Here is a 26,579-nt window from a genome sequence, read left to right as displayed (position 1 = left end):
AGCGGAGGCGAGTCGCGATGCGGGCGCCTCCCGGTGATCCGCAGAACCGTGGAAGACTTGGTACCCGTGAGCATCCGGGAGTACTGCAACCAGTTGAACACCGAACTCGTGGCCCTGCGCCGCGAACTCCACCAGATCCCCGAGGTGGGCCTCCATCTGCCCCTGACCCAGGCCAGGATCCTGAAGGCCCTCGACGGGCTGCCGCTGGAGATCACGCTGGGCAGGTCGCTGAGCAGCGTCGTCGCGGTGCTGCGCGGCACCGCCCCGGGCGGGGGTGAACGCCCCGTGGTGCTGCTGCGCGGCGACATGGACGCGCTGCCCGTGAAGGAGCTGTCGAGCGAACCCTTCGCCTCGACGAACGGGAACATGCACGCCTGCGGCCACGACCTGCACATGTCGCTGCTGGTGGGGGCGGTGAAGGCCCTCGTCGCACACCGCGACGAACTGGCCGGGGACGTGATCTTCCAGTTCCAGCCGGGCGAGGAGAGCGTCAACGGCTGCCTCCACATGCTGAACGAGGGTCTCCTCGACGTAGCGGGCCGGCGACCCGAGGCGGCCTGGGCCATTCACGTGTGGGCGGGCCTCGATCCCCTCGGGACCTTCTCCACCAAACCCGGCCCGGTGATGGCCAGCACCGACGAGATCAAGGTGCGGGTTCACGGGCGCGGCGGACACGGCTCCGCCCCGCACCTGGCCGCCGACCCGGTTCCCGCGATGGCGGAGATGATCACCGCCACCCACGCCATGGTGACCAGACGGTTCAGCGTCTTCGACCCCGTCGTGGTCAGCGTCGGCCGGGTGCAGGCCGGCACCGCGGCGAACGTGATCCCGGAGGAGGCCTTCTTCGACGCCACGATGCGCACCTTCTCCGACGCCTCCCGGACCCGCCTGAAGCAGTTGTGGCCGGAGCTGCTGGAGGGCATCGCCCGCGCCCACGGCGTCGGGGTGGAGATCGAGGTGGTGGAGCAGTATCCCGTCACCGTCAACGACGAGGCCGCCGCCGATCACGTCGCCGATGTCGTCCAGGAGCTGTTCGGCGAACACCGGCACGTCCGCTGGAGCGAACCCCTGGCCGCGGCCGAGGACTTCTCCCGCATCCTGGAGACCGCGCCCGGATGCTTCATCGGGTTGTCGGCCTGCCTGCCGGAGCTGGATCCGGCCACGGCACCCATGAACCACTCCGCCTACTGCCGCTTCGACGACTCGGTGGTCGCCGACGGCGCCGCCCTGCTGGCCGAACTGGCCCACAGGCGCCTCGCGCCCTCCGCCCAGTAATCTGGACGGTGATGACCACCCAGCCGCCCCCCCCCCCCCCGCACCGGCCCCACGCTTCCGATGGGTCCTGCCCGGGAACACCGCGATGCCCAGCCGGAACGCCACCAGCCGCATCGTCTCCCCGCCCGCCCCGAAGGAGATCGCGACACTTCCGCCGCTGCCGGTGCTGCGCCAGGACGTGCCGTTGTCGAAACGCACGGGGGAACCGCCTCGCCCGTGGAGCGTGCTGGTGGGGTTGGTGCTGTTCTGCCTGGCGGCCGTCGCCGTGACCGCGGTCTACGCGCGACACTGGTGGCTCGCCGTGTACCCCAACACGTATTCGTCGTCGGCCCACCTGGTCCAGTGGGTGGCCCCCGATCCCGGCAAGTGGCTGTCGCTGACCCTGGAGGGGGTGCTGGCGCTCGTCCTGGTGCTGGTCGCGGGCGCCTGCGCCGTCGCCGGCTACCAGGCGTGGATCGGCTGGACCTGGGCGCGGGTCATCTCGGTGGTGGCGCTGGCCCTGACGGGGGTCGCGGTCCTGCTGTTCGACCTGTGGGCCCTGGTCGGGGTGGGTCTGGCCCTGCTGGGCACGGTGTGCGTGTTCCTGCCCGCCACGACCCGCTACTTCCGGTACTTCGCGGCCCACCGGGCGAAAAAGGAGGAAACCTACCGGACCCCGATGCGTATCTTCTACGGTCGCCTGCCACGTTTCCGCTAGAAAGAGCACGCTGACCGCCGCGAACGAGCCGGACCCTTGAAACCGGTTGGCCCGGACCGCAAGTCCCCGGACACCCGCAAAAGGTTTCGACACGACCCACTCGCTGACGCTCGCAGGCCGGCTCAACCACCATCGACACGACCCACTCGCTGACGCTCGCAGGCCGGCTCAACCAGCTCCAAATGGGAATCTCGGCCGGCCCGACCGGCCGAGATTCCCTCGGAGGGATTACTTGGAAGCGAGGACCTCGCCCTTCGGCCAGGTCTGCTTGATGAAGTCCTTGACCTGCTGGCTGTGCAGCAGGTCGTCGAGCTTCTTCACGCCCTGATTGGTGTTGTCCTCACGCCACACGAGGATGTTGGCGTAGGGATTGTTCTCCACCTCCTCGACCAGCAGCGCATTGCTGGTGTCCAGGTTGGCGCTGAGGATGAAGTTGGAGTTCACGAAGACCAGGTCGAAGCCCGGGTCGCTCAGCAGCTGCACGTTGATCTCGGGCTGGTTCTCCTTGAAGTCGAGGCCGCGCGGGTTCTGCTCGGGGGTCAGATTGAGGACGGTGGATTCCTCGGTGAGGTTCTTCAGCAGACCTGCCTTCTCCAGCAGTTTGAGGGCACGGTACTGGTTCGTCACGTCGCTGTTGATGGCGACGACCGCGCCGTCGGGCACCGTGGACAGGTTGGTGTGTTTCTGTGAGAACACGGACAGGGGTTCGATGTGGACGCCCTCCCCGTGGGCGAACTTGTAGCCCTTCTCCTTCATCTCGGTTTCCAGGTAGGGCAGGTGCTGGAAGTAGTTGGCGTCCAGGGATCCGTCGCTCAGGGAGGAGTTCGGGAGCACGTAGTCGTCGAATTCCTTGATCTCGATCTCGATTCCGGCCTCCGCGGCGAGGTTGTCGCGGACGTACTCGAGGATCTTGGCGTGCGGCACGGGGCTGGCGCCGACCGTCACCTTGGTCTTGTCCGACGAGGTACCGCTGCCGCAGGCGGTCAGGGCCAGGGTTGCGGCCAACAAGGCCGCCAGCAGGGACAGGTGTTTACGCATGATGTCTGCGTCCTTTCCGGGCCAACCACGAGTTGGCCGCTGTTGTCACGGTGCGTCGGTTCCTCTTCAGCGGTGATCGACGCGGCGGATCACCACATCCCCCAACACCTGGATGAGCTGAACCATTCCCACGAGGATCGCGATGGTGATCAGCTGCACCGAGGTCTCGAAACGCTGGTAGCCGTAGTTGTAGGCGAGGCGCCCGAGACCGCCTCCACCGATCAACCCCGCCATGGCGGAATAGCCGACCAGCGTGACCACCGTCGTGGTGACGGCGGCGATCAGCGACGGCGCCGCCTCGGGCAGCAGCACCTTGGTGACGGTCTGCATCCGGGTGGATCCCATGGCGTGGGCGGCATCCACCTTTCCGGGGTGGACGTCACGCAGCGCCGACTCCACGAGCCGCGCGAAGAACGGCACGGCACCGATGGTCAGCGACACACAGGCCGCGATCGGCCCCACCGACGAGCCGGTCAGCCAGCGGGTGAACGGGATGAGGCTCAGCATGAGGATGGCGTAGGGAATGGAACGGGTGATGTTGGCGATGGTGGACAGCGTGATCGAGAGCACCGGGTTGGCGACGATCCCGCCGCGCTGGGTGACGAACAGCACCACGCCGAGCGGCAACCCCAGGAGCACGGTGGCGAGGCTGGAGACGCCGACCATGATGAGGGTTTCGTAGATCGCGGGCACGAGGGCCCGGACGATGTCGTCGACGCTCAGTTCGAGGGGGATCATCGGCTGGCTCCGTTCAGCTCGGATGTGGGGGTGCGTTTGGCATCGGCGCCGAGCTGACGCAGGTAGCCCACCACGGCGTCGGGGTCGGTTCCGTCCGGGACGCGCAGCCTGAGGTGGCTGAAGGTGATCCCGGCCAGGTGTTCGACGCTGCCCGCGACGATCGGGATGGTCACCCCGAAGTGCTGCGAGGTGAGCGCGACCACGGGACGGTCGGCGGTGCTGCCGGAGGCCAGCACGTCGATGAGCCGTCCGCCGTTCTCGACGCTGGGGTCGTGGGGTGGGATTCCCAGCAGCGCCTGCGACAGGGGCCCGTCGAGGGTGCGGATCACCTCGGTGAGCGGCCCGGACTCGACGATCCTTCCCGCCTCCAGCAGCGAGACGGAGTCGCAGATGCGTTTGATCACGTGCATCTCGTGGGTGATCACGAGGACGGCCAGATCGAGCTGGGAACGCAGGTCGAGGATCAGGTCGAGGATCTCGTCGGTGGTGCGGGGATCGAGCGCGGATGTGGGTTCGTCGCACAGCAGCACGGCGGGGTTCGTGGCGAGCGCCCGCGCGATGCCGACCCGCTGCCGCTGCCCACCCGACAGCTGCGCCGGGTAGGCGTTCGCCGCGTCCGCCAACCCGACGAGTTCCAAGAGGTCGAGGGCGCGTTCCCGGGCGGAGGCGCGACGTCCTTGGATCTCCAAGGGGTAGGTGACGTTGCGCCACACGGTGCGGGAGTCGAACAGGTTCGCGTGCTGGAACACCAACCCCAGGCTTCGCCGGGCGTTGCGCAGTGCGGTTGAGTGCACCTTGGTCAGTTCCACGCCGCCGATCTCGATCTTTCCCGAGGTGGGGCGGTCCAGCATGGCCAGGCAACGCACCAGGGTGGACTTCCCCGCCCCGGAGTGGCCGATGATGCCGTGGACGCTGCCATCGGGGACGGTCAGGGACACCCCGTCAAGGGCCTGCACCTCGCGTCCGGACTGGTGGTAGACCTTGTACAGGTCGGTTACGGTGATCAAGGACCCTCCTGGATGGTTGGCGTGCTCCTCAGGGGCTGACTCATTGCATCAACCCGAAAGGCCTCACGTAAATTCCTGCCCCGTCATCGCTGCCCGTTTCACGGTCCTCAGGCACGCACGGCCGCGGCGACCGCATCGAAGACGTCGCGGTCGAGGACGGCACCGATCCGGCGGACGTCGTCGGGGTCGATGCGGATGATCCGGTTGATGCGCACCTCGCTGGGACGCCGTTGGGGGTCCCACTCCCCCGTTCCGATGTCCATCCAGAACCGTCCGCTGCGAGCCTCCTGGGCGGCGTCGCGGTCGTGGTCCTTGGATGTGAGCAGCAGCCCGAGCAGCCACTCGTGGTCGCGCCCGATGATCAGGACGGGCCGGTCCTTGCCCTCCCTGTGGTCCTCCTCGTAGGGCACCCAGGTCCAGACCACCTCGCCCGGGTCGGCCTCCTTCCCGGGGGCCGGGGAGTAGGTGATCCTGGGGGTGCCCGTGAAATCGCCCGGGTACTCGCGGCGCCTCGATCCCCCGGTGCGACGGGAACCGTTCGGGCGCTGTCCCGTGTTGCTGGATGTCCCCGTGGTGCGCCTCCTCGTGCTGCGGCTCCGGCGTGACCGGTTCACGTCGGGTCTGAACTGGGCCACGAGGTCGCGAAGGATCCGTGACAGCAGGTCGCCCAGCCAGTTGCTCATGGGTTGAGCCTAGAGGGTCGGGGCACGAACGACGGATGTGTGGGAAAAGTATTCGACGAAGAAGTTGCCTCACAGGCAAGTGTGGGCGTGGAACCTGGTGCCGCGGCCTCCGACAGAGAGGCCCGCGCCCGTCCGATGGGGGGGTTCGGGCGGGCGCGGGCGTCCTTGGGTCCCGGCTAGCCGGGAGCCGGCGGCGCGGTCCGCTGCCCAGATGGGGGGAACAGGCTACGTCTCCTGCGCTCCGGCAGGACATACGTTACAGCACTCGTGGTCCACAGGGAAGCCAATCGCCCTGCGCGTTAACCGTGAATAATCCTTTTCCCGCCGCCGCGTTAACCGAGGGCAATCCTTCGTGCCAGCTCTTTGGCCCTCCCGAAGGGGCATTCACCTTTGTCAGGGGCTGTTTCAGACCTTTGTCAGGGGCCGTTCTGACGCATCGGAGGTGCTTGTCGTCGCCACCCACTCCACCATGCCGGATCCAAACAGCGGTCTTGACTTCGACCCCAGAACGTCTCGGGAGTGTCATGAACCACCGCTCGGGACGCACCGGACCGCGGACGACCCGACCCACTTCTCGCGGACAGGGCCCGGGAGGCCCGTATCCGCTCCTCGCGTTGACCGTTCCATCCCCCGGCTCCGCCCGTGGAGCCACCGGCCGGATGGCATGATTGCCACCATGTCTGACGCACCCCTGACCGGCACCGTTGCGCTGCTCGACGACGCCCCCCTCGACGAACTCATCGGGGTCGTGGAGGTACTCGCCCAGGAGGGAGTGGCGAACCTGTCGCTGCCCACCGGCGCCACGAACCTCAAGGAACTCGCGGCCCTGTACGGCCAACGGATCAGGATCGGTGCGCACGGTCCGGCGAAAACCCCCGCGACGCTCGTGATGCAGGGGGTGGATTTCATCCTTCCGGATTTCGTGACCCCGGACACCGCAACCGTCGCGGAAGCGCTCGAACTCGCCTGCTACGCCACCGCCATGACCCCCAACGAGGTGACGACCGCCCTGAGGATGCCGGTCACCGGTGTGCAGCTGCGTCCCGCGGATGTCGTGGGACCCACGATGGCGGAGCACCTACGGGAACTGGGGCTGATCGAGAAGACGATCCCACGGGGCGGATTGATCCCCTTCACCGCCAAGCAGTGGCTGAAGGCGGGCGCCCCCGCGGTGTGCGTGGGACGGCATCTGATCGGCGACGCCCTCACGGGCGGAGATCTGGCAGCCCTCCGCGACCGCTGCCGCAGCCTCCGGGACTAGGTCGGCCACCCGCACACCGGCGGGGGCGTGTTCAGCGCGGCGGCTAGGGCCTCCAGACGCCGGGGCGTCTCACGTACATCGGCGGGGCCTTCCCCCATCGGAAATGCCCGCCACGGGGCCCCTCAGATCCCGCGGCGCGGTTTCGGGTCTCCTCCGCGGCGCGGGAGTGGTTCCTGCGGCGACTCCTCACGCACCCTGACCTGGGTGATCTCCGAGTCCGTGAAGTCGTCCCAGTCCTCCCCGGGGGCGCGCGACTCGGGCAAGGGCACGTCCTCCCCCTCACGGAACCAGGCGGGCGGCATGGTCCGCGTCTCCTGCGGGGACGCGACCCCCTCGGGGGCATCCCGCAGGAGACGGTCATCGGGATCCACACGCACATCGGTCTCATCGTCCAGCCCCGGGTCGGGTTCCATCGCGTCCTCCGGGAACTCGTCCTCGAGCAGTTCCCCGTCGCCGATCAGGCCCAGCGTTCCCTCATCCGCGTCCCTGCGCCGGGAGCGCACGATGAGGCCGAGCACCACCAGGGCCGCGGCCGCGACTGCGACGACACCTCCGCCGATGAGCAGCCACAGCAGGGAATCGCCGCCACCCTCGCTCTGCGCCGTCGCCGCGGACGGCGACCCGGTGCCGATGGGGCCGCGCGTGCTGGCCGTCGGCGAGGGGGGCTGCGGAGCCGCGTCCTGCGTGGCCTCCCCTTCGCTCGGCGTCGGGCTGCTGTCGGGGATGGGGGCGTTGATGGTGAGCTGCTTCTCGGCCGACCCGGCCTGAAGATTCGAACTGCCCGCGAAGGTCGCGACCAGCTTTCCCTCCCCGACGGCGGCGGCTTCCGGAATCGCCACCCAGCCGTCGAAGTTTCCGTTCGCATCCGTTTGGAGGGTGTAGTCGGAAAGCTCGGCTCCCCCGTAGGAGAAGTTCACCAGCGCACCCGCAATCGGGCCGCCAGCGGCCGTCGTGACCCCGCCCGTCACCCTCACGAGGTCACCCGGGGTGGCGCTCGCCGGTTCGGCCTCCAGGGTGACCATGGTGGCACTCTGCGTCGCGAACTCGATCCGTGAGCTCTGTGACGACGGGGCGTACTGGGCATCGCCCGGATAAGTGATGACGAGCTCCTGGGGACCGGAGAGCTTGTCGGCCGGGACGTTGAACTCCATGGCGAAGGCGCCGCCACCTCCGCTGGCGACGGTCTGCAGCGGTTGCCCCGCGACGGTGGCGGTCACCTGGCCGCCACTCACGCCCTGTCCGGAACCGTCGAGCAGGAGACCCGAGACCTTGACATGCCCCGTGGTGTCCGCGGTGACGTTGGTCTGGATCTGCGTGGGGGCCGGGTCCGCCCGGGCATCGAGGCCCGGGAGGACCAAGGCCAGCAGGGCTGCCAGAAGCAGGCTCAGGGCCGTTCGTCTCGCCCGCAAGATCGGTGAACTCATTCAGATTCCTTTTCAGGAGGGTCCTGTGCAGATTACCGGGAAGGGTCACAGGGTGTCATGGCGCCTGTACCACCAACGCCGGACCCTGGGGTGAGAGTTCTGCCGCGGGCTCACACCCACTCGCCCCCAACAGCCGCCGACACCCCGTCGCCAAGCCCACTTTCCAGCCTACCGTCTGCTGAATCCATCCCAGAAGCCGGCTTGAGGAGATGGGATGACATGAACTTTCGGACATGGGATGATACTTCCGGCACTCAGTTCAGCAGGACGAGGTTTGTGCAATCCGCAACCACAACCTATCCTGAGAGAAGTTCAGGTATTTCTAAGAAATGAGGGGATCCATGGCAAAGGCACGACGCGCCTTCCTGGAGGAGGACGCCCAGGACGTCCTCGACATCACCCCTTCCGCCGTCACTTCCCCACGACGGGAGGCAAAACGACCACGCCTCCTCGGCAAGGTGCTTGCACCCATCGCGCTGTCGGGCCTGGTTGTAGCAGGCTCCTTCGCGATCGCGAGCAGAGGACACTCCGACAAGGTCGCCGACCCGAGCTACCAGAACACCGATCTCGGCGTGAGCCGCGGCGGGGAACGCGCGCCCCTGCCCTCCGAGTCACCGACAGGTGACGCCGAGACCAGCAGCCCGGCTCCGCTGCCGACCCCGACCGAAACCCCCGAGACGACACCGACCGAGACCACCACCCCCACCGAGGAAGCCGCCTCCGCCACCCCGTCCCCGACCAAGACCTTCGATCCCTCAGAGCTCGGCGAGAAGACCGGCGAGATGTACATCGCGTCCTCGGCCAACATCCGCACCGGCCCCGGCTCCGACTACGACGTGCGAACCACGCTCGATGCGGGGTTGGCGGTGACGGTGACGAACATCACGTCGAACGGCTGGCAGCAGATCTCCTACAAGGGCCGCGCGGGCTGGGTGAAGTCCGATCTGCTCACCTCCAAGAAACCCGAGACCCCGTCCGCCTCCCCCTCCACCGAATCCGGCTCCGGATCGGGCGGGGGCGCTTCCTCCGGTGGCACCTGTTCGTCCTCCTCGGCGAAGAGCATCGAATCCGGGCTCACGTCGAAGTCGATCTCCGTGCTCCACGCCGTCTGTGCCGCCTTCCCGGATGTGAAATCCTACGGCGGCTACCGCAACGAGTCCGGGTATCACGGCCAGGGCCGGGCCATCGACGTGATGGTCTCCGGCGACCGGGCCTGGGAAATCGCTCGCTGGCTTCGGGAGAACGCGAAGAGCCTGGGCGTGATCGAGGTCATCCACGCCCAGAAGATCTGGACCACACAGCGTTCCTCCGAGGGCTGGCGTTCCATGTCGGACCGCGGATCGGCCACCGCGAACCACTACGACCACGTCCACATCTCCGTCGGGGGCTGACCACCGCCTCGCCCGATCCTCCTCGGAGGGAAGGGACCGGTCACTCGCCACACCCGAGGCCCGAGGGGACAGAGGCGCGCCCCTCCGTCCCCTGCACCGTGCCGCCGCGAACCGCGGCCGGACCAGATCCTCAGGAGCCGAACGCGTACAGTCGCCATGCCGACCCTCGGCTGTCGCGCCACTCACGTTCCAAGGTCGCGACCCCGCTGCCGTGCTCGTAGATCCCCGGGAACTGGAGCGCCACCGCGTCAGCGGTCGAGGACGCCGGATCGGTCACGAGGGCGTAGCGGACCTTTCCCTCGACGGGGTTGCTCAGTTTCTCCCTGAAGTCCCGGTCCGGGGTGATGACGAACTGCTTGGGTCTCCTGCTGGCCAGGACGATGGGGAAGGAGTAGGCGACATCCGTGATCACGCTGCCCTCGGGCAGGTCCAGGGAATCGAGGTAGGCGGCCACCTGCCCCTGCATGACGTACTGACCACCCTGGGCGACCGAAAGAGCCAGGTGCTCCTCCCGGGCCAGGTGAGAATTCATTGAGGCCCACCAACCGAGGGGCAGCGGGGCGAGGGTGGCGATCAGTACCGTCCAGGCCGTGACCCTCCGCAGCGCCAGGCGTCCTTCCCCCTCCCGCAGAGCGGCCAGGATGTACCCGGCCATCACCAGCCCCCAGGGAATCGCCATGAGTTGGAACCGGAGCCACCCGAAGGACGATCCGCTCATGAAGGCCCATTCATCGAAGGCCAGGATTCCGCCGAGGACGGCGGCAGGTCCCAGCACACCGGCATCCCGCCGGAGTACCCCGATCACCATGGCCACCACCACGAACAGGAGCGCGAAGGGAGCCACCGAGAACAACTGGGCGCCCAGATAGGCCAGAATCCCCTCGAGGTTTCCACCCGTGACCCTGTCGATGGCGGCCCGGGCACTGGTGACCTGCGCCGTGTTCCCGTACAGGGATGTGTAGGTCTCGAACCACGACCCCGCCACCAGGCGCGAGGCCAACGCCCACGCCCCGAAAGACGCCGCGAAGGGCCCACCGGCCAGGAAACAGTCCAGCAGGAAGATCGTCCTGGCTCGCCGCCCACCCCTGGAACGCCACAGACTGACGACGAGGACGACGAGAACGGTCGCGAGCGCAGCCGCCACCGCTTCGTACCGCACCAGATAGGCCAGGCCGAGACCGAAACCGGTGTGTGCCAGATGCCATGGGTCGTCCTCCCGGAGCCAACGCGTCAGATTCAACGCTGTGTAGAGCGCGACCGCCAGGAGCATGGACTCGCTGGCCCCGGTGGCGGCCGAGAGCAGCACCAGTGGTTGGATGGCCAGGATTCCCGTCAGGACCATCACGGCTCCCCGCCCCATTCCGAACAGGGCGAGAAGTCTGCGCGCGAAGACCATCGCCAGGGCTCCGCAGAATGCCGAGACGATCACCCCGGCGAACGCCTTGGAGGCCAGTACGGGGATCAGGGGCGACAGCAGGAGCAGGGGGATCGCCGCCAGCGACGGCAACGGATTCCAGACGAACCCGATGGCCGCCAGGTGGGGATCCCGGCTGAAGACCACGTAGTAGCCGTTGGCGACCCGGCTCATGGAATCGGGGAAGATGATGTCCTGGCTGCTCAACCAGGCCCCGACTCCCAGGTAGAGCACCAGGGCGAGGATGGCCACGACCCAGTCATCGGAGATCCGGGGACGTTTCTTCTCCTCCTTCATCGCACACCTCCCGGCTCGGGGGTCGCGTGGGCGGGCTGCCCATCGACCGGCGATGGGCCGGCCTTCGCGTGAAGGCCGTGTGCTGTCTTCTCCCAGTAGGAGGGGTTGCGAATCAGCTGGACGACGGCCTTGACCGCGGCGACCCACATCAGGAGCCAGTAGGCGGGTACCAGCAGCGCCGCCACCAGCAGGTCGGGACGTTCCATGACACGGGCCACGTACAAGCTCATGTACATGACGACGAGGTTGCCCACCACCATGCACATCAACCCCAGGTGGTAGATCCCGGGTGGGAACAGTCCGGCCACGATCGGGGACTGGGACGTGAACCAGACCAGGGTGAGAATCCAGAACACACCGTTGAGGGCGCTGAGCAGGGGGGTTCCGGCGATGAAGATCGCCATGTCCGCCACGGCCCGCCAGCCGAGCTGCCTGGTGACCAGGCGCGGCGAGCGCATGTGCACCAGGAAGGTTTGCAGGTACCCCTTGTACCAGCGGCTCCGCTGTCGCACCCAGTTGATCAGGTCCGGGTTGGCCTCCTCCAGGGTCGTGGAGTCGAGCACACCGACCTGGTGTCCGGCCCGGTGCAACCTGAGTCCCAGATCGGCGTCCTCGGTGACGTTCCACGGGTCCCACGCCCCGACGGCCTTGAGCACATCCACCCGGAAATGGTTGGACGTACCCCCCAGCGGGATCGGTGCGGAGATGTCCACCAGCCCGGGAAGCATGTTGCCGAACCACGCGCCGTAGTCCAGCGTGAACCACCGGGTCAACAGGTTCTGACGCGAGTTGTAGAAACCCAGCCGGGCCTGCACGCATGCGTACTCCGGCCCCAGGCGCTCCAGGGCAAGAACGGCTTTGCGCAGCTGGAGCGGGTCGGGTTGATCCTCCGCGTCGAAGATCGTGCAGAGCGTTCCACGCGCGGTCAGAAGACCGTAGTTGCAGGCCTTCGGTTTCGTCTGGGGCTCGGCCCTGGGAACCTGGATAACGGTCAGGTGCGCCCGGGGCCGCAACCTGCTGGCCGCAGCAATGGTCTCGGTGTCATCGGCCTCCAGCAGAAGCCGTATGTCCAGTTTTTCCCTGGGATATTCGATGCGTTCCAGGGCCTCGACCAGTTCCTCGATCAACGGCTCCTTGAAAACCGGGACGAGCACCGTGTAGACGGGAAGCCGATCATCGGGGAAGGCCCTGGCATCCTCGTCGGTGATCTTCATCATTCGCCCTCCCCGGGCACCGTGCTTGAAGATCAGAAAACGAAACCCGAGCGCCCAGATGTAGGAGGCCGTTGCCAGCGCCACCACCACCACACCGGTGACCCACGGCAGAAATACCAGGCCGAGCAGGAAAAGAACCACGACAGATATGAGAATCGCCCGCTGCCAACGCGCCAGAACGCTGTGGGCGGAATATGCGGGAGAACGGTACTCCAAGGCATGACAGGCCACGTCCAGAGCTTGCTCCGGGGGCACCAGCCCCGAATCCGGAAATGGCGCCGGAGCTCCCCCGGATCGAGTGCCCACTCCCCCGTTGGATGCGTGCTTGACAGACCGGGACGTCACAGAATCACCCCGATCCGCGACAGGATGACGACGAGGATCAACGCCACACCCACTGTGACATAACGCGAGATCGGAATGCGGGCCAGCTGGTCGGAAGGAGCCCACCCCCGACGGAACAGAACCGCTCCGACGACACTCACCCACACGAGGGCGACGACAATCAAGGCGATCAGGTGGGCGGGCGGGGGAAGTAACCAGACCAGGGCCGGCAGGGCGGCGGGGCAGACCCACATCATGGCCCGGGTGCCACTCACTATCAGCATGCACGTCGCCAGGCAGAGGAGCCAGGCGATGGTGATGGCCGCCGGGTTGCCGGCGGTCGGCCACTGTCGGAGCACCCAGATCCCAGCCCCGAGCAGGATGGCGGCGAGGATCAGGTCGACCTCCCGGTCGTCGATTCTGGGCTGCGTGCGCCGAACGCAGAGCAGGACCTCGGCGACCAGCAGCGATATCAACCAGCCGATCCACAGCTCCGGCAGCGCGGCCGAGTGTGGAATCACGGCCGCGATCAGCACACCGCACAGAAAAAGGAAAGCTGCGTGTCCCTTTATTCCGTGCAGCACGGCGGCCAGCCCGGAATCCCCTCCCCGGATTTTTGTCATCTTGTTTACGGCTTCACCCATGACGTGGTGACCTCCCATGACGCGTTGGACATGACTTGAGGAATATGCTTCGCCTTCGGCCGGACAAAAGAAAGCAGCCACGCTGCACGGCTGCCCAACAGCTGTCCCCGGCCCACGCGAAGGTGATACTCCTCGCAACCAGCGGTTAGGGGCGCATCAAACGGAGCGATGCGACCACGATCATCATAACGACAATCCCCCACGAACCAAGGGAACCAGATTTCCTTAACCAAAGGAATTGGCCACCCCCAACCAAAGGAAATGGAATCCATTGGCCGAAAGTACTGGTCCCGCACGACCCGTTCTTCGCAAAGCCGCATCGGAAAATCAATCATTGACGAGATTCACCGATGGATTGACGCCCGTGATGTCGAGGTTTTCTCGTGAAAATATTGTGCATTCGGGACCTTTCGGGCGGCATGGACACGGGGTTTTCACCGCAGTGTTTTCCCTGGAGGGATGCACCGGCCACGATGGCGAGTCACGTCGCGGGGTACCGGACCACCCGGTCCGGTACCCCGCGGCTGGGCGCGATGTCGGCAACAGGACCTAAGCTGGTGCCATGATCAAGCCGGTTGACGCCACCACCACTGCCGCCTGGGATGAGCTGGACGAGCTCGCCGACAATGCCGAACTGGATCTTCGCCGGGCCTTCGCCGACGATCCGGAACGGGCCTCCCGTTTCACGTACACCGTCGGGGATCTGCACGTCGATCTGTCGAAGAACCTCATCAACGACGACGTCGTCGCGGCGCTGCTTCGGCTCGCCGAGCAGACCGACGTCGCCGGTCGCCGGGACGCGATGTTCCGCGGCGAACACATCAACGTCACCGAGGACCGTGCCGTGCTGCACACCGCGCTGCGGCTGCCCCGCGACGCAGAGTTGACGGTCGACGGGCAGGACGTGGTCGCGGACGTCCACGAGGTGCTGGGCAAGATGTTCGCCTTCGCCGACAAGGTGCGTTCCGGCGAGTGGGTGGGGGTCACGGGCAAACCGATCCGCACCGTGGTCAACATCGGTATCGGCGGCTCAGATCTCGGGCCTGTGATGGTCTACGAGGCACTGCTGCCGTACAAGCAGCAGGGCCTCGAATGCCGGTTCATCTCGAACATCGACCCGACCGACTGTTTCGTCAAGACCGCGGACCTGGATCCCGAGACCACGCTGTTCATCGTCGCGTCCAAGACCTTCACCACCCTGGAGACCCTCACCAACGCCCGCATGGCCCGCACCTGGCTGCTGGACGCGCTCGTCGCCGCGGGAGCCATCGAGGACACCGAGCAGGCGCGCCGCGAGGCCGTCGCGAAACACTTCGTCGCCGTGTCCACCGCGCTGGACAAGGTGGCGGAGTTCGGCATCGACCCGGTCAACGCCTTCGGGTTCTGGAGCTGGGTGGGGGGCCGCTACTCGGTGGACTCGGCCGTCGGCCTGCCCGTGGCGATCGCGATCGGCCCCGACGGTTTCCGCGACTTCCTGGCCGGCTTCCACAGCGTCGACCAGCACTTCCGCACGGCCGAGCCGTCGCGCAACGTGCCGCTGCTGATGGGGTTGTTGAACGTCTGGTACGTCAACTTCCTGGGCGCCACCAGTCACGCGGTGCTGCCCTACGCGCAGTATCTTCACCGCTTCGCCGCCTACCTGCAGCAGTTGACGATGGAGTCGAACGGCAAGTCGGTGCGCTGGGACGGTTCCCCGGTGACGTGCGAGACGGGCGAGGTGTTCTGGGGTGAGCCGGGCACCAACGGCCAGCACGCCTTCTACCAGCTGATCCACCAGGGCACCCAGCTGATCCCCGCCGACTTCATCGCGGTCGCCAATCCGCCGCACGCGATCAAGGACGGCGACGTGGACGTGCACGGGATGTTCCTGGCGAACTTCTTCGCCCAGACCGCGGCGCTGGCCTTCGGGAAGACCGAGGAGCAGGTGCGCGCGGAGGGCACGCCCGAGGAGATCGTGCCGGCCCGGATCTTCTCCGGGAACCGACCCACCACCTCGATCCTGGCGCCCGCGCTGACGCCGTCGGTGGTGGGGCAGCTGATCGCGCTCTACGAGCACATCACGTTCGTGCAGGGAGTCGTGTGGGGCATCGACTCCTTCGACCAGTGGGGCGTGGAACTCGGCAAGAAGCTGGCCCTGGAGATCGCCCCCGCGGTCTTCGGTGACGCCCACGCCCTGGCCGGGCAGGACGGCTCCACCCGCGCCCTGGTGTCCTGGTACCTGGAAAATCGCCGGTGAACCCACGGGGGGAGAAGGCGGGCAGGCCGCGTCGCCGTCGCCTGGAGGTGGCGGCGGCCGTGGCCCTGGCCGTCACGCTCGGCCCGATCCTGTCGGGGGTTTTCATGGTGGCCTCGGGCAGCGCCGAGCGGATCTATGCAGCGGGTGATGACGTCCCGGCCCGGGATGTGATCATGGTGCTGGGCGCGAAGGCCGATCCCGGACGCCCGTCGGGGTTTCTGACGGCCCGCCTGAACGTCGCCGTCGATCTGTTCAAGTCGGGCAGGGGCAAGGTGATCCTCGTCACGGGAGCGAACACCGCGGAGAGCAACTACGAAACCCAGGTGATGGAGGACTACCTCATCGCTCAGGGTATCCCCGCGGGCAGGATCGTGCAGGACATCGCAGGCTACGACACCTACGATTCCTGCATCCGGGCCCGCGATGTGTTCGGGGTGCGGGAAATGACGGTGGTCTCGCAGGCCTACCACCTGCCGCGCACGATCACCACCTGCCGGGCCCTGGGGGTCGACGCCATCGGGGTGGGTGACGTGACGGCCCAGCGGAACTGGCCTGAGCTTTACCTCCAGGGGGAGCTGCGCGAGTTCCCGGCGTACGTGAAGATGCAGCTCGACCTGCTGCGCGGGGCGAAGGCGACGCAGTCGCCGCCGAGCAGCGCTATCCAGGACGCACTTCGAAGGAGTTGAGTCGAAACCACCCCATTGAAGCCGGTTGAGCCGGGGCTAGCAGTCCGACTCGAAACCCCAGCACCCGAACAACAAACCCAGCCCCGGCTCCCCGGACACCCTCCCCCTTGGTTTCGACACGACCCACTCGCTGGCGCTCGTGAGGATCGGCTCAACCGACTTCCGCCCCGTCGAAGCTGGTTGAGCCGGGGTGCGAGGAACGAGCGGCCCGAGTCGAAACCAGTTCTGGCGTCCGGGAAGTGGACCTGGCCACGGGTCCCGGGGTGTGTGCGGGATGGTTTCGACTCGCCCGATGCGGAAAAAAGAACCCCGCGTTGCGGCGGGGTGGGATTCACATCTGGTGGCCAGGGCCGGGGTCGAACCGGCGACCTTTCACTTTTCAGGCGAACGCTACTACCAACTGAGCTACCTGGCCGTTGGGTGGCCTGTGGCTCACCCAGCGACCCCGACGGGACTCGAACCCGCGACCTCCGCCGTGACAGGGCGGCGCGCTAACCAACTGCGCCACGGGGCCAATCTCTTGGCCTGCCGGCTCTCACCAGCCCGGGTAACTCTAGCGGCACTCCCCGGTTTTGGGAAATCGGGGTTCGTCACCGCTCTGCCACCCGGTTCAGGACCACTCCGTGAGGAGTTTCCCTGGCATCCCCAACGGGATTCGAACCCGTGTTGCCGCCGTGAAAGGGCGGAGTCCTAGGCCGCTAGACGATGGGGACCGGCCCCGAGAAGAATAGTGGCGATCCGCCATCCGGGCAACTTGACCCCGGGGAACGTTTTCCCCGACGGTGTTGTGGCCGAGGGAGGGAACCGACGGATGGCTCCTTCGACTCCAGCAGGTTGAGCGGGTCGGGTTCCGCCGAATGCACCATGCCCTCCGGCCCCGGGAAAAGCCGCGGAGCCCCGGGCGTAGTCTTGTTCCTCGTGAGCCGGAGAGTCGCCACCCCGATGTGCCCGTTGCGTCCCGGCGACCCCTGTGGCCTGTGCGTTCCCGGGGCCGACGGTCCCCACAACTGCCCGACGGTGCGTCTCGTGCTGGAGGATCCCGAGATGCGGGAAATGTGGTTGGCGAAGAAGGCCGAGAGACGCGCCGCCGCCCGCTGAGCCGCGCCTCCTCTCAGGCGCCGTGGGGGCCGTAGGTGGCAAGCCAGCGCCGGATCTCGTCGAGGAAACGACGCCGCGGCTCCTCCTCCGAGAGCACCAGGTCGTGCCTGCCACCGTGGATGCGGATGAGGGTGACGTGGTCACCGAGCTGCGGGGCCCGCGCGGCCAGGGCGTCGACGTCGAGCACCAGGTCCGCGCGGTGCATGTCGTCGTTCCAGGTGCGGGAGGAGTCGCTACGGGAGCTGATCAGCATCAACACCGGGACGTCGATCCCGAGACCGGCCGCCACCGCAGCGTGGCCGCGCATCACCGCCGATATCCAGCCGACCCGGGGCAGGAAGGCCGGATCGCCCTTGAGGTTGTGGTTGTAGCTCCACTCCCCCTCCTCGTCCGCGGAGACGGAGCGGCGATAGAGCCCCAGGTCGGGCAGGGGAAGGGAACGGGTCGGGGAGAGCGTCCCCACCGCCCCGAAGGCCGCCGCGAGAGCAGGCCGCCACGCCTGGAGACTCGGCAGCTCGAGCCACGGCGAGTTCAGCACCACCGCATCCGCCACCCCGGGGCGGTCGCGCGCGAACAGCGACACCACCAACCCACCCGTCGAGTGCCCGAGCAGCACCACACGGTCGTGCCCCTCGTCGCGGATCAGCTCGACGGCGGCGTCGATTTCCTGGTGGTACTCGCAGAGATCCGCCGTGTAGCCGGCGAGCTGCCCGTCCCGCAGCGACCTGCCGTAGCGGCGCAGATCGAGGGCGTAGAAGTCGTATCCCCAGTCCTCGAAGGCCTCGGCGAGGTGGGTCTGGAAGAAGTAGTCGCTCCACCCGTGGATGTACAGCACGGCGCGACGAACCCCCGGATCGGAACGCCGGACGAGCGTGGCGACCAGTTCGTGATCCGGCTCCCCCGGGTAGGTCCGCGCCCCGGGCAGGGGGATGTTGAGCTGGCGGTAGCCCGGCAGCTCAACATCCGGAACCCAGGAAATCACCGACGGGGATCAGCGATGCGGGTACTCGTCCTCGGTGTCGTCGTCAGTGTTGTACTGCTCTGCGAGGTCTGCGTACGCATCAGGAATGTCGGTGGTCTCCCGGGACTGATACTTCTCGCCTCGGAGCTCACGCTCCAGAGATGCGAAATCGGTGTCCACTGAGCGATATTTCAAATCGCGGGCCACCTTCGTCTGCTTCGCCTTTGCACGGCCGCGCCCCATATGGGTCGACCCCCTCGTTCAATCATCGCGGGCTTGCCGCGGAATCTGTCAGTAACTCGTGCCTACGAGCCTACCGGAGTCAGTCAACATGCTCAAAGCTTCCCTCCGGGTAGGCTGGCTGAGCCGACTGCCGAGAGCCGAGGAGACCCCGATGGGAAAGATCATCTACACCCTCACCGACGAAGCCCCCGCGCTGGCCACGCACTCGTTGCTCCCGGTGCTCCAGGCCTACGGGCACCTGGCCGGCATCGGCATCGAGGGACGCGACATCTCCCTGGCCGCCCGCATCCTGGCGCGTTTCCCCGACTTTCTGCCCGATGACAAGCGGGTTTCCGATTCCCTGGATGAACTCAGGGAGCTGACGAGGGACCCTTCGGCCAACATCATCAAACTACCCAACATCTCCGCCTCGGTGCCGCAGCTGAAGGCGGCCATCGCGGAGCTCCGGGCCAAGGGGTTTCCCCTGCCCGACTACCCGGAGGAACCCGCCACCCCGGAGGAGCGGGAGATCCGCTCCCGTTACGACCGGGTCAAGGGATCCGCCGTAAACCCTGTACTACGCGAGGGCAATTCCGATCGCCGTGCACCCGAGTCCGTGAAGAGGCACGCGCAGGCCAATCCGCACCGGCTGGGAGCCTGGGCGCCGGACTCGCGAACCCGCGTCGCGACCATGACCTCCGGTGACTTCCGCCACAACGAACATTCGGTGGTGCTGGCCGGCGACGACGTGCTCACCATCCGTCACGTCGCCGGCGACGGGACCGTCACCGTACTGCGGGACGGCCTGGAAGTGTTTCCCGGGGAGGTCGTGGACGCCACCGTCATGCGCGCTGCGGCGCTCGACGATTTCCTGACCGAACAGGTCGCCGAGGCGAAACGAGAGGGCCTGCTGTTCTCCGTGCACCTGAAGGCAACCATGATGAAGGTGTCCGACCCGATCATCTTCGGTCACGTCGTGAAGGCCTTCATCGGTCCCGTCCTGGAACGCCACGGCGAGGCCCTGGCCGCCGCGGGGCTGTCCCCCGACGAGGGTCTGGGCGCAATCCTCGCGGGGCTGGACGACCTGCCGGGGGGCGAGACGATCCGTGCCGACATCGAGGCGGCCCTGGCCGATGGCCCAGCCCTGGCGATGGTCGACTCCGACCGGGGCATCACCAACCTGCACGTTCCCTCCGACGTGATCGTCGACGCCTCCATGCCCGCCATGATCCGCAACTCCGGGCACATGTGGGGTCCCGACGGGGCCGGGGCCGACACCCTCGCCGTGCTGCCCGACTCCTCCTACGCCGGGGTCTACCAGGCGGTGATCGACGACTGCCGGACCCACGGAGCCTACGACCCACGCACCATGGGCACCGTCCCCAACGTCGGGTTGATGGCACGGCAGGCCGAGGAGTACGGCTCCCACGACAAGACCTTCCACATCAAGGACGCCGGCCGCGTCGAGGTGGTGAACTCGGCCGGGGACGTGCTGCTGCGCCACGACGTCGCCGCGGGAGACATCTGGCGGGCCTGCCAGACCAAGGACGCCGCCATCCGCGACTGGGTGGGGCTGGCCATCGCCCGGACCCGCGCCACCGGCTGGCCCGCCGTGTTCTGGCTGGATGAGACCCGCGCCCACGACCGCAACCTGCTGCTCAAGGTGAGGACCTACCTGGCCGAGCAGGAGGTCGACGACCTGGACATCCGTGTCCTGTCCCCCGTCGAGGCCGCCCGGTTCACCGTCGAACGCATCCGCCGCGGGGAGAACACCATCTCGGTGACCGGCAACGTCCTGCGCGACTACCTCACCGACCTGTTCCCCATCCTGGAGCTGGGAACCTCGGCGAAGATGCTGTCGATCGTGCCGCTGATGGCCGGTGGCGGGTTGTTCGAGACCGGAGCGGGCGGTTCCGCCCCGAAGCACGTGCAGCAGTTCCTGGCGGAGAACTACCTGCGCTGGGACTCGCTGGGCGAGTTCCTGGCCTTGGCCGCGTCGCTGGAGCACCTCGCATCCACGGGAAACGCCCGGGCAGCCGTGCTGGCCGCCACCCTCGACCGCGCGAACGGACGATACCTGGCCGAGGACAAGTCGCCGACGCGTCGGCTGGGTGGCACCGACAACCGCGGGTCGCACTACTGGCTGGCCCGGTTCTGGGCGGAGGAGCTGGCCTCCCAGCGGGAGAACACCGGCCTGGCGGTGGCCTTCGGCCCCGTTGCGACGGCACTCGCGGAGGCCGAGGAGGCGATCACCTCGGAGCTGATCGCGGTACAGGGCTCCCCCGTCGACATCGGCGGCCACTACCTGCCCGACGAGTCCCTGACCTCGGCGGTGATGCGCCCCTCACCCACCTTCAACGCCATCATCGACGGCATCTGAGAGACGCCGGGGACGGGCACCACGGTTCCACTTCGGGGAGGGTGAAGCCGGTTGGGCCGGACCGCGACGAAGGAGCAGTCCGAGTCGAAACCATCCCTGACACCCGATCGACAAACCCCGCCCCCAAAAACCCCGGACCCCCCACCCCAACCACCTCCCCGAAACCGGTCGAGCCAGCACCCGGCCCGTGCCTGGCACCCGGATGGGCCACTATCGCGGTGGCGGCGATCGACCGGCACAGGATGAAACTGTGCACGTATTCCCGTGATGTCCGCGAGGTCCTTCAGATCGTGCGGGCCACCAGCGGAGGTCCGTGCGGCACATGCCTGGCCTCGTCCACGAGTGATTGGCTGGGCGAATGGAAACCGAAGGGGCCTTGATCCATTTCGGGGTTCGCGGTGCTTCCAGACCTCTCTTTCACAGAGAGAGGGGAGCCCTCGTTCTGGCGTTTCATTCCGCTTTAAGGTTCGCGGTGGTTTCAGACCCGCAAGCTGCGGAAAACGCGGCCACCGGCCGGAACGAGTTTCAATCCGCTTTGAGGTTCGCGGTGGTTTCAGACGATGGGACTAACATGGGAGCTCCTGCGCTCCTAGTTTCAATCCGCTTTGAGGTTCGCGGTGGTTTCAGACATCATCACTTACCTCGATCGGTGGCGGGACCGGTTCGGTTTCAATCCGCTTTGAGGTTCGCGGTGGTTTCAGGCCCTACCCCTTGGCACGCCGTCCTGACAAGCCCTACCCCTTGGCACGCCGTCCTGACAAGCCCTGTTGCGGCGGTTTTACACACCACCCCTCCTCACCCCCTCCAACAAGCGGACAGAACCTGTCCTAAATGGGGTAAAACCCCTAGTCAAGTGGCATACACACCTGAGGCTGTTTTTGGCCGTTCTCCAACCACCCCTGTCCGAGGGTGTCTCCAAAACCCCCGGCTGCGGGCAGCCGGGATTGCCGGCTTCTTTCAACCCTACCCTCATGCCGCCTCCCGGCCCGTCCTGCCAGGTGTCGGCGGATCCGGATCCGGCAGGATTCTTCACATCACCGTGTAGTGCAGCACCCGGGCCGGTGGGTGGGCCTGACCCAGGGTCCGGGCTTCCTCCCAGCAGGCCGCGCACTGTCTCACGATCCACAGCGAGTCCGTGTTCTCGTCGATGATGCCGGCTGCCCGGCTCTGGATCTCCACCAGCTCCTCCGGGGTGATGCCGAGCAGGAACACGGAGTACTGGATGCGGTCCCCGTAGGCCTGGAGGAGTGCGGAGAGTTGGGCGCGTCGCTGGTCCTCGTGTACGTCGTAGGCGGCCAGGTGCATCATCGCCATGCCAGTCCCGTCCATTTCTGTTCGGGGTCCATGATGGCTGCGCGCAGTCGCTGGGCCTGTTGTTACAGGTGGCCTCGTCTGGTGGAGCGGAAGTCGTCCAGCGCCCCGGCCACGCATGTGAGCATTCTGCGTTCGTAGGCGTCCAGCATCAGTTCCCGTCCCGCCGCGGTGAGGAAGATCCCTCCCTTGTCGGCCACCTCCCGGCCGTGCGACGCGGTGAGGACGTGTTTGCGGGCCGCCGTCACCACGACGTGGTCCACCACGAGTGGGCGAAACTCCTCCATCAGGTCGAGGGCCAGGCTGGGGCGGGTGTCGTGGTCGGCGTGCAGGACACCCATGTCCGGGTCCAGTCCGGTGGCCCGCAGGGCGGTCACGCATTCGCCGAGGAGGATCGTGTACAGGAACGACAGGGCGGCGTTCAGCACATCCCTCGGGGGTTGTTTCGATCGCACGGTGAAAGCCACATCCTCGCGACGCCAGCAGCACTTCGACCCCGTTCTGCAGCGCCCAGTTGCGGGCTCCGGCCGTCACCCCGACCGAGCCGAAACAAACCATTCGGGAAATGTCGCTGACGGGCACGGAAAGCAGTTCGTGGTCGTCCTGGATCACCTGCACCCGTCCTTTTCTTACCTGGATGCGGCTGCCCTGTTTCGCCACGTAGAGGATTTTCTTGTCCGGTTCCCGGATGCGGCCCTCGCCTTCTGCCGGCGGGTAGCGGGGGCCGAAGTCCTCCCCCAGGAAGGCGAATCCCTCCGAGAACGATGCGACTGCCGTTTTCTCCGCTCCAAGTTCCATTCCCAGCTCCTTCAACACCTTTGTTGCTGTTCTCAGGGCCTCGGGTGCGTCCCCGGGTTCTTCGAGGGCGATCACGAGGTCGTCGGCGTATCTGACCACCGGGAATCCCGCATCCACCAGTGCCTCGTCCAGGGGGATCAGCGCCAGGTTCGCGAGCAGCGGTGAAAGTGGGCTGCCCTGCGGCAGCCCGGGGAAGACACCCCGTCGCTTCCCGGGGAACCGGGCGCAGCGGTCGAGCAGCAGGTCCACCACGGCCAGGATCTCTGGTTCGGCTATCAGGAACTCCAGCTGGCGACGCAGCAGGGCCACGGGAAGCGACGGGAAACAGTCGTGCACGTCCGTTCGCAGGACGTGGGTGTAGCCCTCCTCGCGGAGTCGCACCACCTCCTGGGCGGCGTCCGCCACCCCCAGTCCGGGGCGGTAACCGAACGCGGTTGCCCCGAGGAGCGGGTCGATGGCCGGGTTGATGTGTTCCAGGATCGCCCGTTCCACTATCCGGTCCCGCACCGAGGGGATGTCGAGGAAACGTTCCCCGTTCTTCTTCGGGATCACCACCCGGCTCAGGTCCGAGGGCCGGTACGCCCCCGCCCGGAGCTCCTCGGCGAGCTCCTCCAGTCTTTCCTGAACCCCCTCGGCGAACCGCTCCACCGAATCGGAGATGTCGCCGTCCTGGGCGTCCTTCTTCAACACCCTCTCCCAGGCGCAACGAAGCGCGGGCAGGGTGAAACACTCCACCACCTTCTCCTCATCGAGAAGAAGGTTGTCAGTAGTCATTATTTTCCCCTCCACGTCATGCACTAAATCCCCAACTCGCCCTGCGCAAGAAGAGGTCGAATACGACGAAAACAACCCATCGAAGTTCTCAACGATTCCTCATGGGAACAGCTCACCAAACTGACTCAATCCAGTTTTTCAATCCGCTTTAAGGTTCGCGGTGGTTTCAGACACCCATGTTACGGCATGGATGACGGGAATGGAATAGTTTCAATCCGCTTTAAGGTTCGCGGTGGTTTCAGACTGCTGATTATCAGTATTGCCTTCCTGGTGGACGTTTCAATCCGCTTTAAGGTTCGCGGTGATTTCAGACACAGGGAAAAGAACGTGCACTGAGAAACTTGGCAGCAGTTTCAATCCGCTTTAAGGTTCGCGGTGGTTCCAGACCCTACCCCCTGGCACGCTGTCCTGACAAGCCCTGTTGCGGCGGTTTTACACACCACCCCTCCTCACCCCCTCCAACCAGGGGACAGAATCTGTCCTAAATGGGGTAAAATCCCTAGTCAAGTGCCATACACACCTGAGGCTGTTTTTGGTCGTTCTCCAACACCCCTGCCTGAGGGTGTCTCCAAGATGCCCGGTCGCAGGGAGCTGGGCGTCTTCGTCGGAGTCTACCTCGGGCCGGGTCCCGTCCCGAGGCGCGGGATCCGGCCCAGGGCGCGGTCGGGTTTGCTGTTCGGCCGCCGGTAGTGGTTTCGACACAGCCGTTCGCTAGCGCTCACGAGCTGGCTCAACCAGCTTCAAAAACTTTCACCACGAGCTGACTCAACCAGCTTTGAGGAACCTTGATCACGGGCTGGGCCGATCTGCTTCAGGAGAAATGGTTTCGACACGGGCCACTCCTTCGTCGCGGCCCGGCTCAACCAACTTAAAAAAGCATCCGTCGCGGCCCGGCTCAACCAACTTCAAGAAGCTTCGTCGCGGCCCGGCTCAACCAGCTTCATAAATACCCTCAAGACCTTTCCGTTTCTTCTTTTATGAATGTCACCGGGTTTTCTCCTAGCACCTCCACTGATTGCATTGTTTCGGGCCAGTGTGATTTTTCTCCCGCGAAGTTGATCTTCAGGCGTTCGTGGTCGGGTTTCCAAGTGATGACCTGCCGGGTTACCGTGGTCACCTCCTTTTCCTTCTCCCCGCCGCCCGGGGTTTTCCGCAGCCATCCCGCTATCACCCTGCCCGCGTCGATCCTGCCTCGCAGCAGCACCTCGCCGTCGCGGCTCCAGCCCCAGATGTGGCTGTATGGGGGTGCTTCGTCGGGGCAGGGGCCGATGTGGAAGCCGTCGTAGTTGGCCCAGGCGCAGGTGAGTTCGCTCGCTTCTTTCCGCAGCCGGGACCATTCCACCTCGCCCTGCCCGGAAAGGTAGCGGGTCTCGGTGGTTCGTTTCTTCTCAGGCATGCTGCATTGCCTCCTTCTCCTCCTTCTCCTTCAGTAACCGGTGGGTTCTTTCCAGTTCGATTTCCGCCTCGGTGATGCCCTCGACGGCCTCCAGGCTTGTCGCGGTCATCCCGAAACGCTGGAACTCCTCGCCGAGCCTCAGCTTCTCGAACCGCACCGAACCGAGTCCCGTCGAGGTCCGGCCCCCGATTCCGAGGTATCCCTCCTGCAGGTCTCGCAGCGCCAGCAGCAGGGCCTTCAGCACCCAGGCGTGGTGTTCCTCGACGCCGCTCAGCTGCCCAATCACCAGCCGCGCCTGGGAGGTCACCGTCTTTTCGGGAAAGAGTTTCTTCTCCGCCACCCCTCCGGTGAAACGGTCGATGGCGTTGCGGGTTCGCCCCGCCGGGTGGTCGGGTTTCAGCGGGGTGAAGTGGAAACTCCACCTGCCCACCCCGGTTTCCCCGGACCCGAAGACCTCGCAGACGGCGCACCTCCCGCAGCCGCGCCACTGCTGGTCCTCCGCGCCGCAGACGTCCAGGCCGAGGCTGCGTCCGATGTATTCCACCCGGCCCCGGAGGATTCCCTTCCACCGGGTGCCGTGGAACCAGTGGTCCTCCGGTCTCAGCTGATCCGCTAGCTTCTGGGTGGGAAGGTTCAGTCCGTCGATGCGGATCGTCGCTTCCAGGAGGGTGGGTGATTCCCCGGTGTTCACCTTATGTTTGGCGCCGCCTTGCAGCAGCTCGTCGAGGGCGTCTGGTCCGGTGTCCCGCAGTGAGACCCGGGCCAGCAGGTCGGCGGGTTGCGACAGATCCAGGGTGCGGTACCGGATGGCCGTCACCTCGGCGCGGCCGAGGCCCGTGCTGATTCCGCCCCCGATGGTGACCCGCCACTTACCGAGCAGCCGCAGCGCCTCGGCGGGGTCGCCCTCGTGCCGCAGGTAGAGCTGGATGGTTTCGGTGCCGTAGACCTCTTCGACGTCGTGCGACCCGTGGTTGCGGGCCGCGCGACGGTTCCGGTCGACGGCGGTGGCGGTGCGGCGCCTGATCTCCGGCTGTCCGTCCTCGACGCCGGTGAGCCGGGCGCCAAGGAACCACAGCGCGGAGGCCCGGAAGTCCTGTTTTCCGTTCTTCGTTTTCTCCTGGCCCATGAGGAGTTTCCGGGCGGCCTCGTCGATGCCGGCCCGGAAGGAACCGGCCAGGCTCGACGGCGGCAGCGCCGGCCTCCCGGCGTTATCGCGCAGCGTTTCGAGCGCGGCCTGGTCCTGTCCGACCGCTCCGACGCGCCACGGGCCCAACGGGCGGATCGTCACTCGAATGTAGGTGAGAATCATG

General features: G+C 66.5%; 21 protein-coding genes, 3 tRNA genes and 2 pseudogenes. 8 read left to right on the top strand and 18 right to left on the bottom strand.

The genetic code is table 11. The annotated features are described in order from the left end of the window. Positions 1-66 precede the first annotated feature (66 nt). Positions 67-1,275, top strand: a complete 1,209-nt coding sequence (locus E0E39_RS01865) for a M20 metallopeptidase family protein (RefSeq protein ID WP_130873229.1) — start codon at positions 67-69, stop codon at positions 1,273-1,275. An 85-nt stretch (positions 1,276-1,360) separates the two neighbouring features. Beyond that, positions 1,361-1,972, top strand: a complete 612-nt coding sequence (locus E0E39_RS15640; protein ID WP_165444598.1) for a hypothetical protein — start codon at positions 1,361-1,363, stop codon at positions 1,970-1,972. 228 nt (positions 1,973-2,200) lie between these two features. Here E0E39_RS15640 and E0E39_RS01855 read toward each other — a convergent pair whose 3' ends face one another. The 4 genes from E0E39_RS01855 to E0E39_RS01840 form a co-directional block, all read right to left on the bottom strand. Next, a complete protein-coding gene (locus tag E0E39_RS01855) occupies positions 2,201-3,010 on the bottom strand; it encodes a MetQ/NlpA family ABC transporter substrate-binding protein (protein ID WP_130873228.1) in 810 nt (269 codons plus the stop codon). A gap of 66 nt (positions 3,011-3,076) precedes the next feature. Then, the gene (locus tag E0E39_RS01850; RefSeq protein ID WP_130873227.1) at positions 3,077-3,748 is read right to left on the bottom strand and encodes a methionine ABC transporter permease; all 672 of its coding nucleotides are present in this window, start codon (positions 3,746-3,748) and stop codon (positions 3,077-3,079) included. Further along, the gene (locus E0E39_RS01845) at positions 3,745-4,755 is read right to left on the bottom strand and encodes a methionine ABC transporter ATP-binding protein (protein ID WP_130873226.1); all 1,011 of its coding nucleotides are present in this window, start codon (positions 4,753-4,755) and stop codon (positions 3,745-3,747) included. Before E0E39_RS01845 ends, E0E39_RS01850 begins: the two co-directional genes overlap by 4 nt. A gap of 107 nt (positions 4,756-4,862) precedes the next feature. Continuing rightward, positions 4,863-5,438 (bottom strand): type II toxin-antitoxin system PemK/MazF family toxin, encoded by a 576-nt coding sequence (locus tag E0E39_RS01840; RefSeq protein WP_130873225.1) that lies wholly within the window; start codon positions 5,436-5,438, stop codon positions 4,863-4,865. A gap of 676 nt (positions 5,439-6,114) precedes the next feature. Between E0E39_RS01840 and E0E39_RS01835 the strand changes: the two genes are divergently transcribed. Then, positions 6,115-6,699 (top strand): beta/alpha barrel domain-containing protein, encoded by a 585-nt coding sequence (locus E0E39_RS01835; protein WP_165444597.1) that lies wholly within the window; start codon positions 6,115-6,117, stop codon positions 6,697-6,699. Between the two features lie 122 nt (positions 6,700-6,821). Here the strand turns inward: E0E39_RS01835 and E0E39_RS01830 are convergent, their stop codons facing one another. Further along, positions 6,822-8,123 (bottom strand): Ig-like domain-containing protein, encoded by a 1,302-nt coding sequence (locus E0E39_RS01830; RefSeq protein WP_130873223.1) that lies wholly within the window; start codon positions 8,121-8,123, stop codon positions 6,822-6,824. A 341-nt stretch (positions 8,124-8,464) separates the two neighbouring features. Between E0E39_RS01830 and E0E39_RS01825 the strand changes: the two genes are divergently transcribed. Further along, positions 8,465-9,514 (top strand): SH3 domain-containing protein, encoded by a 1,050-nt coding sequence (locus tag E0E39_RS01825; protein WP_130873222.1) that lies wholly within the window; start codon positions 8,465-8,467, stop codon positions 9,512-9,514. Between the two features lie 130 nt (positions 9,515-9,644). Here the strand turns inward: E0E39_RS01825 and E0E39_RS01820 are convergent, their stop codons facing one another. The 3 genes from E0E39_RS01820 to E0E39_RS01810 all read right to left on the bottom strand — a co-directional run bounded on the left by E0E39_RS01820 (position 9,645) and on the right by E0E39_RS01810 (position 13,407). Continuing rightward, the gene (locus tag E0E39_RS01820; RefSeq protein ID WP_207302381.1) at positions 9,645-11,225 is read right to left on the bottom strand and encodes a hypothetical protein; all 1,581 of its coding nucleotides are present in this window, start codon (positions 11,223-11,225) and stop codon (positions 9,645-9,647) included. After that, positions 11,222-12,580 carry a glycosyltransferase gene (locus E0E39_RS01815; protein ID WP_245988165.1) on the bottom strand — a complete coding sequence of 453 codons (1,359 nt, stop codon included), beginning with the start codon at positions 12,578-12,580 and terminating at the stop codon, positions 11,222-11,224. The genes E0E39_RS01820 and E0E39_RS01815 overlap by 4 nt, the downstream gene beginning before the upstream one ends. A 200-nt stretch (positions 12,581-12,780) precedes the next feature. Next, positions 12,781-13,407 carry a hypothetical protein gene (locus E0E39_RS01810; protein ID WP_130873220.1) on the bottom strand — a complete coding sequence of 209 codons (627 nt, stop codon included), beginning with the start codon at positions 13,405-13,407 and terminating at the stop codon, positions 12,781-12,783. A gap of 562 nt (positions 13,408-13,969) precedes the next feature. On the opposite strand from E0E39_RS01810, the gene pgi reads away from it, so the two are divergent. Further along, entirely contained in the window at positions 13,970-15,643 is a 1,674-nt protein-coding gene (pgi, locus tag E0E39_RS01805; protein WP_130873219.1) for a glucose-6-phosphate isomerase, read from the top strand. Further along, the gene (locus E0E39_RS01800) at positions 15,640-16,329 is read left to right on the top strand and encodes a SanA/YdcF family protein (RefSeq protein ID WP_130873218.1); all 690 of its coding nucleotides are present in this window, start codon (positions 15,640-15,642) and stop codon (positions 16,327-16,329) included. The genes pgi and E0E39_RS01800 overlap by 4 nt, the downstream gene beginning before the upstream one ends. Positions 16,330-16,667: 338 nt before the next feature. Here E0E39_RS01800 and E0E39_RS01795 read toward each other — a convergent pair. From E0E39_RS01795 to E0E39_RS01785, 3 genes are all read right to left on the bottom strand, one after another. Further along, positions 16,668-16,744 (bottom strand) — tRNA-Phe (locus tag E0E39_RS01795). A 25-nt stretch (positions 16,745-16,769) separates the two neighbouring features. Continuing rightward, positions 16,770-16,843: transfer RNA gene (locus tag E0E39_RS01790), tRNA-Asp, on the bottom strand. 123 nt (positions 16,844-16,966) lie between these two features. Beyond that, positions 16,967-17,042, bottom strand: a tRNA-Glu gene (locus tag E0E39_RS01785). Positions 17,043-17,247: 205 nt separating this feature from the next. On the opposite strand from E0E39_RS01785, the gene E0E39_RS01780 reads away from it, so the two are divergent. Then, positions 17,248-17,427: a DUF6767 domain-containing protein gene (locus E0E39_RS01780; protein WP_130873217.1), complete on the top strand. Its 180-nt coding sequence runs from the start codon at positions 17,248-17,250 to the stop codon at positions 17,425-17,427. A gap of 13 nt (positions 17,428-17,440) precedes the next feature. On the opposite strand, the gene E0E39_RS01775 is transcribed toward E0E39_RS01780, so the two are convergent. Both E0E39_RS01775 and E0E39_RS01770 read right to left on the bottom strand, forming a co-directional pair. Further along, positions 17,441-18,409 carry an alpha/beta hydrolase gene (locus E0E39_RS01775; protein ID WP_130873216.1) on the bottom strand — a complete coding sequence of 323 codons (969 nt, stop codon included), beginning with the start codon at positions 18,407-18,409 and terminating at the stop codon, positions 17,441-17,443. 9 nt (positions 18,410-18,418) lie between these two features. After that, a complete protein-coding gene (locus E0E39_RS01770; RefSeq protein ID WP_130873215.1) occupies positions 18,419-18,631 on the bottom strand; it encodes a DUF3073 domain-containing protein in 213 nt (70 codons plus the stop codon). A 151-nt stretch (positions 18,632-18,782) separates the two neighbouring features. Here E0E39_RS01770 and E0E39_RS01765 point away from each other — a divergent pair, with 151 nt between their 5' ends. After that, positions 18,783-20,990, top strand: a complete 2,208-nt coding sequence (locus E0E39_RS01765; protein ID WP_130873214.1) for an NADP-dependent isocitrate dehydrogenase — start codon at positions 18,783-18,785, stop codon at positions 20,988-20,990. A gap of 1,029 nt (positions 20,991-22,019) precedes the next feature. On the opposite strand, the pseudogene cas2 reads toward E0E39_RS01765, so the two are convergent. The 5 genes and pseudogenes from cas2 to E0E39_RS01750 all read right to left on the bottom strand — a co-directional run. After that, positions 22,020-22,286, bottom strand: a pseudogene (cas2, locus tag E0E39_RS16730) (CRISPR-associated endonuclease Cas2); the annotation flags it as partial. Between the two features lie 80 nt (positions 22,287-22,366). After that, on the bottom strand, positions 22,367-22,729 hold the full coding sequence (gene cas1, locus E0E39_RS16725) for a CRISPR-associated endonuclease Cas1 (RefSeq protein WP_425470698.1): 363 nt from the start codon (positions 22,727-22,729) through the stop codon (positions 22,367-22,369). A gap of 105 nt (positions 22,730-22,834) precedes the next feature. Beyond that, positions 22,835-23,873: pseudogene (locus E0E39_RS16720) on the bottom strand (reverse transcriptase domain-containing protein); the annotation flags it as partial. Positions 23,874-24,825: 952 nt separating this feature from the next. Beyond that, positions 24,826-25,269 (bottom strand): hypothetical protein, encoded by a 444-nt coding sequence (locus tag E0E39_RS01755; protein ID WP_130873212.1) that lies wholly within the window; start codon positions 25,267-25,269, stop codon positions 24,826-24,828. Further along, on the bottom strand, positions 25,262-26,578 hold the full coding sequence (locus E0E39_RS01750; protein ID WP_130873211.1) for an RAMP superfamily CRISPR-associated protein: 1,317 nt from the start codon (positions 26,576-26,578) through the stop codon (positions 25,262-25,264). The genes E0E39_RS01755 and E0E39_RS01750 overlap by 8 nt, the downstream gene beginning before the upstream one ends. Position 26,579: the final 1 nt, after the last annotated feature.

The sequence above is a fragment of the [Pseudopropionibacterium] massiliense genome (assembly GCF_900607225.1).
GTDB classification, from domain to species: Bacteria; Actinomycetota; Actinomycetes; order Propionibacteriales; family Propionibacteriaceae; genus Arachnia; species Arachnia massiliensis.
Note: the sequence above shows the minus strand (reverse complement) of the source record. Positions and strands in the feature narration are given on the sequence as shown.